Below are 14,134 nucleotides of genomic sequence, written 5' to 3'. Positions count from 1 at the left end.
CCTGATATGTACCGCACTATTAAGCTATACGCTGTCGCAGGCCTACACCGCCGAGGCGCCAAAGCCCCACTTGGTCATATCAATAAATGTAGCGGATCTGGTCGGTCCAGTACCGTTCCATCCGCTTAAGCGATGTCGTGATCTCGGCCACGCCGTCTTGCCCAAGTACACCTTTTTCTTTCAGCCCGTCCGCGTGACGCGAAAATAGATCGCCGACTACATCGCGGATTTTGCGCCCTTGCTCCGTCAGGCGAACACGTACAGAACGGCGGTCAATCTCGCACCGCTGATGATGCATATAGCCCATCTCGACCAGTTTCTTCAGGTTATAGCTGACGTTGCTGCCCTGATAGTAGCCGCGGCTTTTCAACTCGCCCGCCGTGACTTCGTTGTCGCCGATGTTGAACAGAAGCAGCGCTTGCACCGCGTTGATCTCAAGCACGCCAACGCGTTCAAATTCGTCTTTGATCACATCCAGCAGCAGCCTGTGCAATCGCTCGACCAGCGACAGGGCTTCGAGGTAGCCAACCATGAAGTCCTTGCTCTGGACGTGCTGCCCGATAGGCTCTTGAAGGGTCATACAGTTTCTCCGACTCGCGTTGCTAGCGGCGAAACTGAAGAATAAAACAGAATATTTCGTTAAACGCGGCGGTACGCCGAGTATCACACCAGTGGCGTGAAATTTGTCCGGATATCGTCGATCATTGCAGCATATGGATCGGGCGCGGGAAACTGGCCGGTGACCCATTGATATAGATCGTGGTCGCTCTCGTTCAAAAGCGCGTCATAAAGCGTCAGTGCCTCGTCATCGAGGTTGGGCAGCACGTCGGTTGCATAGGACGTCAGGATGAGGTCCATTTCTTTGATCCCCCGGCGGATCGAGCGCATGTGCAAGCGCTTGACCTTATGTTCGTGCAATTCTTCAGCCATTGTCCGTCACATCCCGCATCAGTCGCAAACGCTTTTCCAGTCGGCCCATTGCTTCGGCACTGGCCAGCATATCAGCGCGCAGTTTGCGGATTTCGCTCAGCGCCTCGGCAAGGTTGACCGGTGTCGGTGTGCTGTCTTCCGGGCTTTCGATCCCCTCGCCTTCGCCATTGATCAGCCACATCATCGAGACGTTCAACAATCCCGCCAGCATCGACAGACGGTTTGCCCGTGGCTCCGAGTGGTCATCCTCCCAAGCACGCAGTGTGGCCAACTTGACCCCCAGCCGCTTGGCAAGCATCCCCTGAGTCATGTCAGCCCGCTCGCGCGCGGCAGCGAGCCGGTCTCCGAAAGTTGCAGCGTCAGGTCCGTACCAGTCTGTTTCAGTATCCATTTTCTTCTCTGTGATTGCTCTGCGCCAAAGCGCTTGATCGGTGGGGGGGTGACCCCTATGAGTAGCGATGAACCTATAACTGCCAGAGGCCCAGAATGGAACTGCTCTCTAAAACTCTTGCCCGCGTCAAACCGTCTCCGACCATTGCTGTCACATCCAAGGCAGCAGAGCTGAAGGCCGCTGGCAAGGATGTCATCGGTCTGGGTGCAGGTGAGCCGGATTTCGACACGCCGCAGAACATCAAGGACGCCGCGATTGCTGCGATCAATAGCGGCAAGACAAAGTACACCGCGGTCGATGGGATCAGTGAGCTGAAACAGGCCATCTGCGCCAAGCTCAAGCGCGACAATGATCTGGATTATATTCCGGCACAGGTCAGCGTTGGCACCGGCGGCAAGCAGATACTCTATAATGCGCTGATGGCGACCCTGAACGAGGGTGACGAGGTGGTAATCCCTGCCCCCTACTGGGTAAGCTACCCCGATATGGTGCTGCTGGCCGGTGGTACGCCAGTCATTGCCGAAGCCTCCTTGCAGACAGGTTTCAAGCTGACCCCCGACCAGTTGGAAGCAGCAATCACGGACAAGACAAAGTGGTTGATCTTCAACTCGCCTTCAAACCCGACCGGTGCAGGTTACACACGGGAAGAACTGAAGGCCCTCACCGATGTTCTGATGCGACATCCGCATGTCTGGGTGATGTCGGACGATATGTATGAGCATCTGGTTTATGATGATTTCGAATTCTGCACCCCTGCGCAGGTGGAGCCACAGCTCTATGACCGCACGCTAACAGTCAACGGCGTGTCAAAGGCCTATGCGATGACCGGCTGGCGGATCGGGTATGCTGCAGGGCCGGAAAAGCTGATCGGTGCCATGCGCAAGGTGCAATCGCAGTCTACCTCCAACCCGTGCAGCGTCAGCCAGTGGGCGGCGGTCGAGGCTTTGAATGGCACGCAGGACTATATCGCGCCTAACAATGAAATGTTTGCCCGCCGCCGTAACATGGTGGTCGAGATGCTGAATGCTGCCGAAGGCATACGCTGTCCGATGCCGGATGGCGCTTTCTATGTGTACCCTTCCATTGCGGGCTGCATCGGCAAAATCTCTGCTGCGGGCGTAAAGATTGATGACGACGAAACATTCGCCACAGCCTTGCTTGAAGAAACCGGTGTCGCCGTTGTCTTTGGCGCGGCCTTCGGTCTCTCACCCAACTTCCGCGTCAGCTACGCCACGTCTGATGCGCAGTTGAAAGAGGCCTGCACCCGCATCCAGAATTTCTGTGCGGCGCTGACCGACTAAGAGAGCCTATGACACCGGACCGCGTTACCGCAAATCTGCCATCCCGGGACTTTGACCGCACCTGTGCGTTTTACGGGCTGTTGGGGTTTGATCCGCTATACCGCGATGACGGCTGGCTGATCTTGCGGCGCGGTACAATGGAGGTGGAGTTCTTTGCTCACCCTGATCTGGTGCTTGCCGAAAGCTGGTTCAGTGCCTGCATACGTGTGGATGATCTGGACGGATTGCGCACGTCTTGGCACGCGCTTGACCTGCCGGATGATCCGATGGATCGTCCTCGCGATTTGACCATACAAGGTGGCGATGGAAAGCCACGGTTTTTCGTGCTGATCGATTGTGACGGATCGCTCATACGCTGCATCGACAACGGGAGCGTCTAGAATGACTGCCGAACTGCCAGAGTATTATTTCAGAGTACGTGACAACGGAGCGGCAGTGTTCCGTGTCGACACAGAGAACCGCCAGCGGCGGATCGAGATGGACCAGATCGCGGTGGTGAATATCAAGAATGGCGAGATCAAACCCCACGGTGACCGCAGTCTGACTGATGAAGACCGCAAGACAATCGAGAAATGGATGGAGGAACGCCTGCGCGTCTTGGCGCACCGCGACATCGACGACATCTACCGCGCTGTGGACTACATGAACCTCACCACACAGTGGGTGCAGTCCAAAGCCAGCCCGGAACAGCTTGAGGCCGTCACCGATCAGCTTTTACTTGCAATGCATGACCTGCGCAGCACGCTGGTGCGCAAGAAAGCGGACCGATTGCTAAAGAAGTGACCGCGTAAGAAATCAATAGCACATGCAGAACTTGGCCTTCTCGGCCTGTACTCCCAAACATTTGACGCACCTGCCGTTGCGATTCCGGAAGGGGTGCAGCAATGCCCCTTTCGCTGCGCCGCAGCGACAAGAGCGGTTTAATCCCTCAACATTCCCCATGATAGCCCAGCCTGCATCAATCATAAGGGCGGGGTAATAAGTGAGGGAAAGTTATGAAACGTGAAATTGCAGAAGCATTCGGGACATTTGTGTTGGTGTTCTTTGGTATGGGATCCGCCGTGTTGGCCGGTGGCGGGATCGGAGTCGCGGATTCCATCTCGATAACCGGTATCAGTCTGGCCTTTGGTATCTCTGTGGTCGCGATGGCCTATTCGATCGGTCAGGTGTCAGGTGCGCACCTCAATCCGGCGGTATCGCTCGGTGCGATGGTGGCGGGGCGTATCGATACTAAGACCTTCGTCAGCTACTCAATTGCACAGACTGTGGGGGCCATAATTGCGTCCCTTGCGATCTTTATCATCGCAAAAAACAGTTCGGGCGGGTTCGATATTGCCGCGCACGGGATCGGCCAGAACGGATATGGTGACGGATACGGTGGTGAGTTCAACTTCTTCGGCGCATTCCTGTTCGAGTTTATTGCAACGATGGTTTTCATCGTCGTTATCCTTGGTGTGACCGAAGAAAAAACCGGCACGCCGATGTTCGCCGGCCTTGTGATCGGTTTGACGCTGACCATGATCCATCTTGTGGGGATCACCGTAACAGGGACATCCGTGAACCCTGCACGGTCTATCGGGCCTGCTTTGTTCGCAGGTGGCACAGCGCTTGCGCAGCTTTGGTTGTTCATCGCTGCCCCCCTGCTGGGCGCTTTCGCCGGTGGCATGTTGCACAAGTTGAAGGTGACATCACCGCCAGAGAATACAGAAGAAGTCGCGTCAGGAAACGAAGCCTGATCTGTCTCGTACAACTCTGCCGGGGGCGAAACGCCGCCCTCGGCAAGCGCAGCCAATGAGAACGCGGGCCTAGTTCCGCTCCTGCGGGCCACGCATGGTGAAGCCCCAGAAACGTAGGTTCAGCAGTACTGCGGCAATGCCAAGGCCGATGACCAAACCGGCCCAAACCCCGATCCCGTCAAAGCCCAGCACAAAGCCGAGCAGATAGGAACAAGGGATGCCCACAACCCAGTAGCTGAACGCCGCCATCCACATCGGGATCGCCGTATCCTGAACGCCGCGCAACAATCCAAGCGCTATGACCTGAAGGCCATCGACCAGTTGGAAAAGTGCGGCCATGGCAAGCAGACCCACGCCTATCGCCAGAATTTCGACCCGCGCAGGTTCACCATCTTGCATAAAGATCGAAATTAACGCTTCGGGCCAGCCGACAAAAGCGACAGTAGTCAACAGCGCCACAACCACGGACATCACGGTGACGACCACTGCGCCCCGCCCCATATGCGGTCTGTCCCTGCGGCCATGCGCGTTACCCGATCTGATGGTCGCCACGTTACTCAGCCCCACATGCACCATAAATGTGATTGAGGCGAGTTGGATCGCGATCCCATGTGCCGCAAGTGGGATCACCCCAAGCCAGCCCATCATCACCGCGGAGGCCGCGAAAAGACCGACTTCGCTCAGCGATGTCACGCTGATTGGCCAGCCCAGTTTGAAAACCCGCGCCAACATCTGACGGTCCGCCCGCCAGAACCGTACAAAAAGCTGGTGCTGCGGTACGACCCAAAGGATGTAGATCACAACGCCAATCAGCGAGACAGTATGGGTCAAAACTGAAGCAGTCGCCGCTCCGACGATCCCCAGTTCCGGCGCACCGAAGTTGCCAAAAATGAAAGCGTAGTTCGCGAACGCATTCACCACAGCTGCAACCAGCGTGATCCACAATACAACCTGCGTGCGCTCAAGCGCTGCTAGATATGACTTCAGCACCATAACCAACAACGCAGGCAGAATGCCCCAACCTGCGACTTGCAGATAGCGCACAGCTTCTGCCGCCAAAGCGTCGCCCTGCCCCAGCAGTTTTAGAATTGGCTCCGAGAACAAAAGCAAAGGCAGCGCAAGCACTGCAAACCCGATTGACAGCCAAAGACCCATCCGCGTGGCCCGCCGGATCGACACCTCGTCCTCTTCGGCAACGAAAGTGGCAACCATCGGCATCACCGCCCAGGCAAACCCTGACCCGAAGATGAACAAAACAAAGAAATATGTACTGGACAAGGTCACTGCTGCCAGCGCCTCGATCGAATACCAGCCAACCATGACGGTATCGGTCACACCAATAGCGATCTGTCCCAAGTGCCCGCCAATCAACGGAAGGCCGAGCCGCAAAATAGCACGGACGTGGCCGGGGTATGTCATTGAAGGTGTCATACCAACCGCCTTACCCCTCGCCCGTCAAAAGGTGAAGATATATTCAGACACGGCCCAGATGGGTGTCGTCAAAGCCCGTGGCATACTTCAAACCATACCCCAGCGCGCGGTCCATCCCGATATGTGCCAGCCAGATCGTCGACAGATGCGCTCCGACCGTCCAATTCGTGGCGAATGCCAGCACACCGATTGCGACCGGACCGATATAGCTGTGTCCGAGGTTGTACACCAAGGCACCTATACGGTTGCCCGCCAGATACCCCGACATCATCACATCGGGCATCAGAATTAGGAGCGCGAAAATCAACCAACTCCCGCCCATTTGCCAATAAAAGGCAATTGCGGCAGCGGCAATTATCAGCCCCTCCAACCGTAAAACCTGTGCAATTGTCCCGAGAGTAGAGTGTTCTGCGCTGATATGTCGAAACTGCGTCATGATCGTCTCCTGTAACTATGATGACTTAGTTGTGCACCTCAGCGCGCCTGAAATAAATTGCCCAAAGCCGTACATCCACCTATCACTAAATGATGAGCAACATGTCCCTCGCCCACATCCCAGCCTTTTATGCCGTGATGAACACCGGAAGCCTCAGCGGTGCGGCGCGTCATCTGAAACTCGCGCATCCCACCATACGACGACAGATCGAGGCGATGGAGCTGGAGCTGGGCACCACCTTGTTCACCCGCGCGGCCAATGGGCTGACACCCACTGAGAAAGCGCACGCTCTGATGCCCTATGCCGCTACTGTTATGGAAGAAGCCGCAGCCATGGCGCGCGCGGCCTCTGCCGTGGAAGGCAGGATAGAGGGCACCGTCCGTCTGACCACCAGCCGGATCGTGGCAACCCATATAATGCCTATGGTGTTGACCGAACTTTATGGCACAGCACCCGGTCTGCGGTTTGAACTCGCCGCTACAGATAAAGCAGAGAATCTGGCCCACCGCGCGGCAGACATCGCGCTCAGGTTCACGCCACCGACCCAGCAAGCGCTGGTGGCGCAACGGATGCCTGATGCAGAAGTCGGTTTCTTCGCGTCACCCGATCTGGCCTTGCCGAAAGGGATGACATCGCTCAAAGACGTCCCCTTTATCAGCGATGATCGCGAAGCGCGCCTGCTGCCCGCACTTGCAGCGCGGGGCGTGGCCCTGCCTGAACGTGTCGTGTTGCGCTGCGATGATCCTTTGGCCCAACTGGCCCATGTCAAAGCGGGGTTGGGTGTGGGGGTGGCACAAATCAAGCTGGCTGCCCGAGAAGGGCTGGTGCCAGTTCTTCCCGATCTGCGGATACCTATGCCCTGCTGGCTGGTCGTGCACGAAGATCAGGCACGCACCCCGCACATTCGCGCAGCCTTCGACCACCTGAAACGGACATTGCCAAAGTGGATGTAACGCAAGGTTCTGCTGGACCTGTGCGCCGCTTTTGCGATGGTTAAGAGGTCAATCGAAGGGAAGACAGCCATGCAGACGCCACGCAGCGAAATGGTCAAGCTGAACGAACAGCCCTTTTTCGTCCGCCACTGGGGCGACGAGAGCCTGCCGAAATTGCTACTCCTGCACGGCTTTCCCGAATTTGGCGGAGCTTGGGGGCAGTTGGCTCCCCTTTTAGCTGAACGCTTTCACTGCATTGCGCCAGACCAGCGCGGTTTCGGCCAAAGCTGGGCACCGTCCGAGGTGTCAGAATACACCGGCTCGAAACTTGTCAGCGATATGGCTGAACTGATCGGCGATGCGCCGGTGCATGTGCTGGGCCACGACTGGGGTGCGGCGGTGGCTTATGGTCTCGCGATGTTCCATCCCGATCTTGTGCGTACGCTCACAATCATGAACGGCGTACATCCGGTGCCGTTCCAACGGGCCTTGGCCAAGGGCGAAGCCCAGTGCGAAGCGTCACAATATATTCACTACCTGCGCGCCGAAGGATCGGAAGACAAACTGGCGGCGGATGACTTCGACAAGCTGATGTCACTGTTTTCTGCCAAGATGCATCTGGGATGGCTCACGCCGGAATTGATGGCAGAGTACAAACAGGAATGGGGCCGGCCGGGCCGGTTGCGCGGGATGATAAACTGGTACCGCGCATCCCCGCTGATGGTCGGCACACCGGGGGAGCCGATTGAGGATATCCCCGATCTGCCTGTTGAGAAATTGCAGGTTCGTTGCCCGCATCTGTTGGTATGGGGTACCGATGACACTGCATTGCTACCCGATGCGACCGAGGGGCTGGAAGAATTTGCCGCTGATCTGACGCGGGTTGAGATCGAAGGCGCTGATCATTGGTTGCACCATCAAAAGCCGCAGGCTGTGGCAGAGGCGATTTTGAACTGGCTTCCCTAGCCCTATCCATCGGCGAGGACTGCCCCCCGAATGCAGTGCGGACCGTTGCCAGAGCAACCGATCCGTTCTGCTTAGCGGTTTTGAGACAGATGCATCATAAAGCCGTTGCGGTAGGGAATTGAGGCGAGCTGGTCGAGTTGCTCGATAAGTTGTTCGCCAACAGCTGTCACCTTGAGCGCCATCGCACCTTTTTCTTCGGACTGGAGCTCCATCTTTTCCAATACTGCAAAAAACTCTGACGATGCGGCCGCGATCTCGCGCACCTGCTTTTTCTCTTCTGCGGCAAGGTAGCGCGAAAGGGGCCCGTGCAGCACCTGTTCGAATGCGGCTTTCAGCTCGTAGATCGCCATGCGATTTTTGCCCAGTGACACGTTCTGATTCAGAAGGCAGGCCCTGTTCAATAGCTTTCGCACCAGCATTTTCTCTTCGAAAATGTACACTTCGCGCTGAGATTCGACTGTCATCGGGCGTTTGTCATTTTCTGCGAGCATGTCGCGCAATTCAAGCAGCGCACTGTGAATGCGTGGCTGCTGGTCCAGATATTGCCCGACAGGAATAGAATGCAGATCAGCCGCGGCCACCTGCGCAACGATACCGGAAAAACCAGTCCAGATTTCTGATATTTTTTTGGTTTTCTCCACAGCAGTGTTGGTGTCGGTGCCCAGAGTGGTGAGGCGGGTCATCAGATTGCGCAGCTCGACCGCGCTTGCTTCTGCACGCATTGTAAATTCTGCGTCCGCACCGCCTTGGATTAGGTAACAAGTATTCAGATTGACCATATGAAGAGACGCGATACCGGCCTTGGCGATGTCTAGCTTTTCAGTTGCGGATGGCAGCGCTGGCGTTTCTGCCGCCACAGTGACCGTCCCGACACCGGTAAGGGCTGCGCCAAAAGCAAGTTGAATACAGAAGTTTTTAATCACGGTGGTTACAGACATCGTTACGCTCCAACTTATTTAAAATTCTCTGCACTCCGAAAAGCATGGTTCCCGCGTCTTAACCAAAACGTCTTTTTCAAACAGTCTGTTTCCCGATGAGAAACGCAGGTTGCCGCATAAAACCCGCACCCGGTCTCGCGAAAGGGCTACTGCCCCTGCTGCTTTTGCGATATCGCCAAAGAGGACCCGCCCGAAAGATGCCATTCATGCCCATTGCAAAGACCCCAGCCATTACCGGCTATGCCGCTGCGTGGAGCATTGTGTTCGTATGGTCGTTCTGGCTTATCGTCAGCCGGGTTGCGGGCAACAGCGGGCTGACTGTCTACGATCTGGCCGCGATGCGGTACGGGCTGGCATCGATTGTCGCACTGCCGCTGTGTATCTATTACAAGCCGTGGCGCGGCATGCGTCTGACCCAGATCGCGGTTTTGTCGTTCATTCTTGGGCCAGTCTACATCCTGCTCGTCTTCTCTGGCTTTCTTTATGCGCCTGCGGCACACGGCGGAATTTTTATGAACGGTGTGCTGCCACTGATTAGCATACTGTTTGGTGTCATCTTGTTTGGTCTGCGTCCCGGCCTTCGGCAACTCTCCGGCGCGGCGCTGATCCTGATTTCGGCCATCGTCCTAACGTGGGATGGCAGCGCGACCAGCGGCAAGGACGCGTGGGTTGGTGATCTGTTTTTTGTCATCGGAGCGATGTTCTTTTCCACCTACATGATCCTGTCAGAGCGGTGGCAGCTCGGGTCTATGCAGATCATCTTCTGCGGGACCATTGTGAACGCGGTGATATATCTGCCGATCTGGGCGCTGTTTTTGCCATCTGGTCTGGCCGATGCGCCGATGGGGCCACTACTTTTGCAGGCGGTGTATCAGGGGTTCGTGCCAAATCTCATAGGACTTTTATTTATCGCCCACGCGTCGCGGGCCATCGGCAACGCGAACACGTCTTCTATTCTGGCAGCGGTTCCGGGGGGTGGTGCGCTGCTGGGCGCGCTGATTCTGGGGGAGGCGCTGAGTGTAACCGGGATCGTGGCACTTGTAGTGCTGACCATCGGTTTGCTGATTTCTGTGCGCAGACGGTTGCCGCCACCGGTTTGAACGCCGAATTATTTTCGACTGCGGGTAAAGACCATCTTTTGCCCGTGCAGATCAGCCTTGTCTCCGATCCACGCATAAGCCAGCAATGCAGGTTCGCGCACACCAACAGTGATGCGGTGCAGATGGTCGGGTGGATTGAAGATCATCGAACCGGGAACATAGACCCCTTGATGGTTCTCTGACACAGCGCCTGACAAGCAAACATAGCTTTCGGTAATGCCCTGATGCGCATGGGCAGGATAGGTACATCCCGGCGCAAACAAGACCACTCCGAGAATAATCTCGTCACTCAGGATCGGGCCCTGCATCCCGGCCAGTTCCGCGTAGGCATAATTGCGTTGCAGACCTTTCGGCACCTTTTCATAGCCGTATTGCCAGCTGAGATAGGGCGACACCGCATCCAATGCCCGCACCGCAGGCGCAAGGACGCCATGGCGTCCTTCATCCAGTGCACGGCGCAAATGTGCGGTGACAGGTTTCACTGCACGCGGTTGTAGTTGCACTGTGGCATTGATGCGGATCAGGCGGCTGATGGCCTCGCGCACTTTGCGTTGATGCCCCGCGATACGTGTACTGCCGCCTGCGGGCAGAAAACGGTAAAGCTCATCATATTCGCGCATCATATAAAGCCAATCGGGCAGATCACGCAGAGTGGACGGCTCCACCTCGTTCTGCGAATGGACGTCGATCGGCACTGTGTCTGGGTCGCTCATCTGTTAGGACTTTCATCACGGGTCTTACCTTGGCCCGATATGGCCCGCGATACCGCTCAAAAGCAAGCCCGCCTGTGCCATGTGCCCTTTCCCCTGCGGGCAGGCTCTGGCATACTCGTGACCTACAAAACCAATAAAACAGGCGCTGTGATGAACGATCTTCTCTCCGGTCAGGAACCGTCCGACTATGATGCCTCCTCTATCGAGGTGTTGGAGGGGCTTGAAGCTGTGCGCCTGCGGCCCGGCATGTATATCGGCGGCACCGATGAACGGGCGTTGCACCACATGGTTGCAGAAGTGCTGGACAACGCGATGGACGAAGCAGTCGCAGGTCATGCGAACCGCATCGAGGTGGAGCTTCACGAAGATTACGCCATTACGATCCGAGACAACGGTCGCGGCATTCCGGTTGATCCGCATCCGAAATTCCCTGACAAATCCGCGCTCGAAGTCATCCTGTGTACCCTGCACGCAGGCGGCAAATTTTCGGGTAAGGCCTATCAGACCTCTGGCGGTCTGAACGGTGTGGGCTCTTCCGTGGTCAACGCGCTGTCGGATTCGATGGTGGTTCAGGTCGCCCGTAACCGTGAATTGTTCGAGCAGCGCTTCTCTCGTGGCATTCCGCTCGGAAAGCTTGAGAAACTGGGCGCGGCACCGAACCGGCGCGGCACAACGGTCACTTTCCACGCGGACCCCGAGATTTTCGGCGGGCACAGGTTCAAACCTGCGAAACTCTATAAATCGGTGCAGTCCAAGGCATATCTGTTCTCGGGTGTTGAAATCCGTTGGAAATCAGCAATTGCGGAAGGGGACACCCCGCTAGAGGCCACGTTCCACTTTCCGGGCGGGCTTTCCGACTACCTAAAAGAAACGTTGGGCGCGGCCACGACGTATGCCGATGCCGCCTTTGCCGGAACGGTGGATTTTCAGGAAAAATTCGGGGCGGCAGGCAAGGTGGAATGGGCCATCAACTGGACCCCTGCCCGCGACGGGTTCATCCAGTCCTATTGTAACACGGTCCCCACGCCCGAAGGCGGCACACATGTTGCGGGCTTCTGGGCCGCGATCCTTAAAGGCATCAAGGCCTACGGCGAGCTGTCGAACAACAAGAAAGCCGCGCAGATCACGCGCGAGGATTTGATGTCGGGCGGCTGTGCGCTGGTGTCGTGTTTCATCGCGGACCCTGCCTTCGTGGGCCAGACCAAGGACCGCTTGTCGACCGAATCCGCCCATAAGATGACCGAAGGCGCTGTGCGCGACCACTTCGACAACTGGCTGGCCGCAGATACGAAATCCGCCGGTGCGATCCTCGATTTTCTGGTACTGCGGGCCGAGGAACGCCTGCGCCGCCGTCAGGAAAAAGAAACGGCGCGAAAATCTGCGACCAAGAAACTGCGCCTGCCCGGCAAGCTGACGGATTGCACATCCAAGGACCGCGTCGGCACCGAATTGTTCATTGTGGAGGGCGATTCTGCGGGCGGCTCCGGCAAAGGCGCGCGTGACCGCAAGACCCAGGCATTACTGCCGCTGAAAGGTAAAATTCTGAACGTACTGGGTGCCGCCTCCAACAAGCTAACCACCAATGCCGAGATTTCGGACCTCTGCGAAGCGCTGGGCTGTGGCATGGGGACCAAGTTCAACATCGACGATCTGCGCTACGAAAAGATCATCATCATGACGGATGCAGACGTGGACGGTGCCCACATCGCGGCGCTGCTGATGACGTTCTTCTACACCCAGATGCGCCCGCTGATTGACGGTGGTCACCTCTATCTCGCATGCCCACCGCTTTACCGCCTCACCCAAGGGGCCAAGCGTCTTTATGTGGCCGACGATGCTGAGAAGGATCACTGGATGGAAAAGGGCCTTGGCGGCAAGGGCAAGATCGACCTGCAACGCTTTAAGGGTCTGGGCGAGATGGACGCGAAGGATCTCAAAGAGACAACGATGGACCCGACAACACGCAAGCTGATCCGTGTGACCGTGCAAGAAGATTTGCCCGGCGAGACCGGCGATCTGGTGGAGCGGTTGATGGGGAAAAAGCCGGAGCTGCGCTTCCAGTACATTCAGGAGAACGCAAAGTTCGCGGATCTGGAGGAGTTGGACGTTTGAGGGGTACGGACGCTTTTATCGTCGTAAGGCAGCGGTCTGAACGATCCGCTTTCTTACCGCACCTCTAACCGGCAAAGCGACCCTTTAGTAGCTCTGAACTTGCATCCCAATGCGCAAAAGTCGCTTTGGCCCCTTCATGATTGGGAAAGGGCTTCAGCGGCTCGATCCGAGTTATCACCAAAGACAGCAGCTCTCCCTACTCCTGTATCTCCTGCAAATATGCCACCAGATCCGCTACCGGTCTGCTTGTCATAATCGGCTGTCCTGTCTCCGTCTTAAGCGCAGTATCATCGCCCTCAAAGAACGGTCCGTAGACAGGCATCGGGGAGCCGTGGCTGACCAGCGGATCGCGACCATCGATCCGCGTTACCACCCTTAACATCGGGAAGACCCCGTCATGCCGCGCGGTGATGTCCGCAAGCGATGGCGGTTGCAAGATGAGCGCTGGTGCAAGCGGCCCACCGCCCCGCGCCTCTGCTCCATGGCAAACGGCGCAGTGCAGATCATATAGAGCCGCACCCGCATCTGCGTCCTGTGCCGCCACCGCACCGCAGGACATCCACAAACCGATCAAGGTCATTGAAAAATATTTCATCTCGTTTTCCTCCTGAGCTGCATTCATCTAAGGGCAAGCGTCAGGGCGGCGCCGTGATCCAGATCAAAGCAAGGCCTTGCGTGCTTGAAACATGTTGGCGACCGCGTAGGGTGGCACCCAATCGCTTTTTATCCAAAGGCTTGCCATGACGCCCGAAACTGCCCAGACCATCCTAGATCAGGCCTTCGCCCCTTGGGTGCGCGACCTTCAGCCCCGGATAACCGAAATTACGGCTGAAAGACTGGTGATGACCATTCCCATCAGCCCGAATATCACGCGCATCGGCGATATTGTGTCTGGACAAGCCCTTGCGGCACTTGCGGACACCGCAATGGTCTTTGCCTGCTTTGGTTATCTGGATACGCCTGAACCTGTGGGCACCGTGACCCTCGACACGCAGTTCCTACGCCCTGCATCGGGGGACAGCATCCGCGCCGAAGCAGAAGTCACGCGGGCCGGAAAGTCGATGATGTTCACCCGCTGTACCCTCATTGCGGAGCCGTCGGGCAAGCCTGTCGCGATGGCCACGGCGACGTTCGCACGGTGAAGGCGG

At 57.0% G+C, this 14,134-nt stretch carries 17 protein-coding genes; 9 read left to right on the top strand and 8 right to left on the bottom strand.

Annotated features, from left to right (window positions below):
• Nucleotides 1-79: 79 nt before the first annotated feature.
• From Z946_RS0116100 to Z946_RS0116090, 3 genes are all read right to left on the bottom strand, one after another.
• Nucleotides 80-580, bottom strand: a complete 501-nt coding sequence (locus Z946_RS0116100) for a MarR family winged helix-turn-helix transcriptional regulator (protein ID WP_025056751.1) — start codon at nt 578-580, stop codon at nt 80-82.
• An 83-nt stretch (nt 581-663) separates the two neighbouring features.
• The gene (locus Z946_RS0116095) at nt 664-930 is read right to left on the bottom strand and encodes an FAD assembly factor SdhE (protein ID WP_025056750.1); all 267 of its coding nucleotides are present in this window, start codon (nt 928-930) and stop codon (nt 664-666) included.
• Nucleotides 923-1,321 carry a helix-turn-helix domain-containing protein gene (locus Z946_RS0116090; RefSeq protein WP_025056749.1) on the bottom strand — a complete coding sequence of 133 codons (399 nt, stop codon included), beginning with the start codon at nt 1,319-1,321 and terminating at the stop codon, nt 923-925. Before Z946_RS0116090 ends, Z946_RS0116095 begins: the two co-directional genes overlap by 8 nt.
• A gap of 95 nt (nt 1,322-1,416) precedes the next feature.
• On the opposite strand from Z946_RS0116090, the gene Z946_RS0116085 reads away from it, so the two are divergent.
• The 4 genes from Z946_RS0116085 (at nt 1,417) to Z946_RS0116070 (ending at nt 4,358) form a co-directional block, all read left to right on the top strand.
• Nucleotides 1,417-2,622 carry a pyridoxal phosphate-dependent aminotransferase gene (locus tag Z946_RS0116085; protein ID WP_025056748.1) on the top strand — a complete coding sequence of 402 codons (1,206 nt, stop codon included), beginning with the start codon at nt 1,417-1,419 and terminating at the stop codon, nt 2,620-2,622.
• 8 nt (nt 2,623-2,630) lie between these two features.
• Entirely contained in the window at nt 2,631-3,002 is a 372-nt protein-coding gene (locus tag Z946_RS0116080; protein WP_025056747.1) for a bleomycin resistance protein, read from the top strand.
• 1 nt (nt 3,003) lies between these two features.
• Nucleotides 3,004-3,405 carry a hypothetical protein gene (locus Z946_RS0116075; protein ID WP_025056746.1) on the top strand — a complete coding sequence of 134 codons (402 nt, stop codon included), beginning with the start codon at nt 3,004-3,006 and terminating at the stop codon, nt 3,403-3,405.
• 212 nt (nt 3,406-3,617) lie between these two features.
• On the top strand, nt 3,618-4,358 hold the full coding sequence (locus Z946_RS0116070) for an MIP family channel protein (RefSeq protein WP_025056745.1): 741 nt from the start codon (nt 3,618-3,620) through the stop codon (nt 4,356-4,358).
• A 69-nt stretch (nt 4,359-4,427) separates the two neighbouring features.
• Here Z946_RS0116070 and Z946_RS0116065 read toward each other — a convergent pair whose 3' ends face one another.
• Nucleotides 4,428-5,789, bottom strand: a complete 1,362-nt coding sequence (locus Z946_RS0116065) for an MATE family efflux transporter (RefSeq protein ID WP_025056744.1) — start codon at nt 5,787-5,789, stop codon at nt 4,428-4,430.
• 43 nt (nt 5,790-5,832) lie between these two features.
• On the bottom strand, nt 5,833-6,225 hold the full coding sequence (locus Z946_RS0116060; RefSeq protein WP_025056743.1) for a DUF4260 domain-containing protein: 393 nt from the start codon (nt 6,223-6,225) through the stop codon (nt 5,833-5,835).
• 92 nt (nt 6,226-6,317) lie between these two features.
• On the opposite strand from Z946_RS0116060, the gene Z946_RS0116055 reads away from it, so the two are divergent.
• Both Z946_RS0116055 and Z946_RS0116050 read left to right on the top strand, forming a co-directional pair.
• Nucleotides 6,318-7,178 (top strand): LysR family transcriptional regulator, encoded by an 861-nt coding sequence (locus tag Z946_RS0116055; RefSeq protein WP_160170288.1) that lies wholly within the window; start codon nt 6,318-6,320, stop codon nt 7,176-7,178.
• 69 nt (nt 7,179-7,247) lie between these two features.
• A complete protein-coding gene (locus tag Z946_RS0116050; RefSeq protein ID WP_025056741.1) occupies nt 7,248-8,123 on the top strand; it encodes an alpha/beta fold hydrolase in 876 nt (291 codons plus the stop codon).
• A 71-nt stretch (nt 8,124-8,194) separates the two neighbouring features.
• On the opposite strand, the gene Z946_RS0116045 is transcribed toward Z946_RS0116050, so the two are convergent.
• The gene (locus Z946_RS0116045) at nt 8,195-9,061 is read right to left on the bottom strand and encodes a hypothetical protein (protein ID WP_025056740.1); all 867 of its coding nucleotides are present in this window, start codon (nt 9,059-9,061) and stop codon (nt 8,195-8,197) included.
• Nucleotides 9,062-9,267: 206 nt separating this feature from the next.
• On the opposite strand from Z946_RS0116045, the gene Z946_RS0116040 reads away from it, so the two are divergent.
• Nucleotides 9,268-10,161: a DMT family transporter gene (locus Z946_RS0116040; protein ID WP_025056739.1), complete on the top strand. Its 894-nt coding sequence runs from the start codon at nt 9,268-9,270 to the stop codon at nt 10,159-10,161.
• Nucleotides 10,162-10,169: 8 nt separating this feature from the next.
• Here the strand turns inward: Z946_RS0116040 and Z946_RS0116035 are convergent, their stop codons facing one another.
• Nucleotides 10,170-10,874: a dimethylsulfonioproprionate lyase family protein gene (locus Z946_RS0116035; RefSeq protein ID WP_025056738.1), complete on the bottom strand. Its 705-nt coding sequence runs from the start codon at nt 10,872-10,874 to the stop codon at nt 10,170-10,172.
• A 147-nt stretch (nt 10,875-11,021) separates the two neighbouring features.
• Here Z946_RS0116035 and parE point away from each other — a divergent pair, with 147 nt between their 5' ends.
• Nucleotides 11,022-12,986, top strand: a complete 1,965-nt coding sequence (gene parE, locus Z946_RS0116030; protein ID WP_025056737.1) for a DNA topoisomerase IV subunit B — start codon at nt 11,022-11,024, stop codon at nt 12,984-12,986.
• 196 nt (nt 12,987-13,182) lie between these two features.
• Here the strand turns inward: parE and Z946_RS0116025 are convergent, their stop codons facing one another.
• The gene (locus tag Z946_RS0116025) at nt 13,183-13,581 is read right to left on the bottom strand and encodes a c-type cytochrome (protein WP_025056736.1); all 399 of its coding nucleotides are present in this window, start codon (nt 13,579-13,581) and stop codon (nt 13,183-13,185) included.
• A 145-nt stretch (nt 13,582-13,726) separates the two neighbouring features.
• Between Z946_RS0116025 and Z946_RS0116015 the strand changes: the two genes are divergently transcribed.
• On the top strand, nt 13,727-14,128 hold the full coding sequence (locus Z946_RS0116015; protein ID WP_025056735.1) for a PaaI family thioesterase: 402 nt from the start codon (nt 13,727-13,729) through the stop codon (nt 14,126-14,128).
• The last annotated feature ends 6 nt before the right edge of the window (nt 14,129-14,134 follow it).

Origin of the sequence: Sulfitobacter noctilucicola, from assembly GCF_000622385.1 — a bacterium.
Classification (GTDB): domain Bacteria; phylum Pseudomonadota; class Alphaproteobacteria; order Rhodobacterales; family Rhodobacteraceae; genus Sulfitobacter; species Sulfitobacter noctilucicola.
This window is presented reverse-complemented; position numbering and strand designations above follow the sequence as displayed.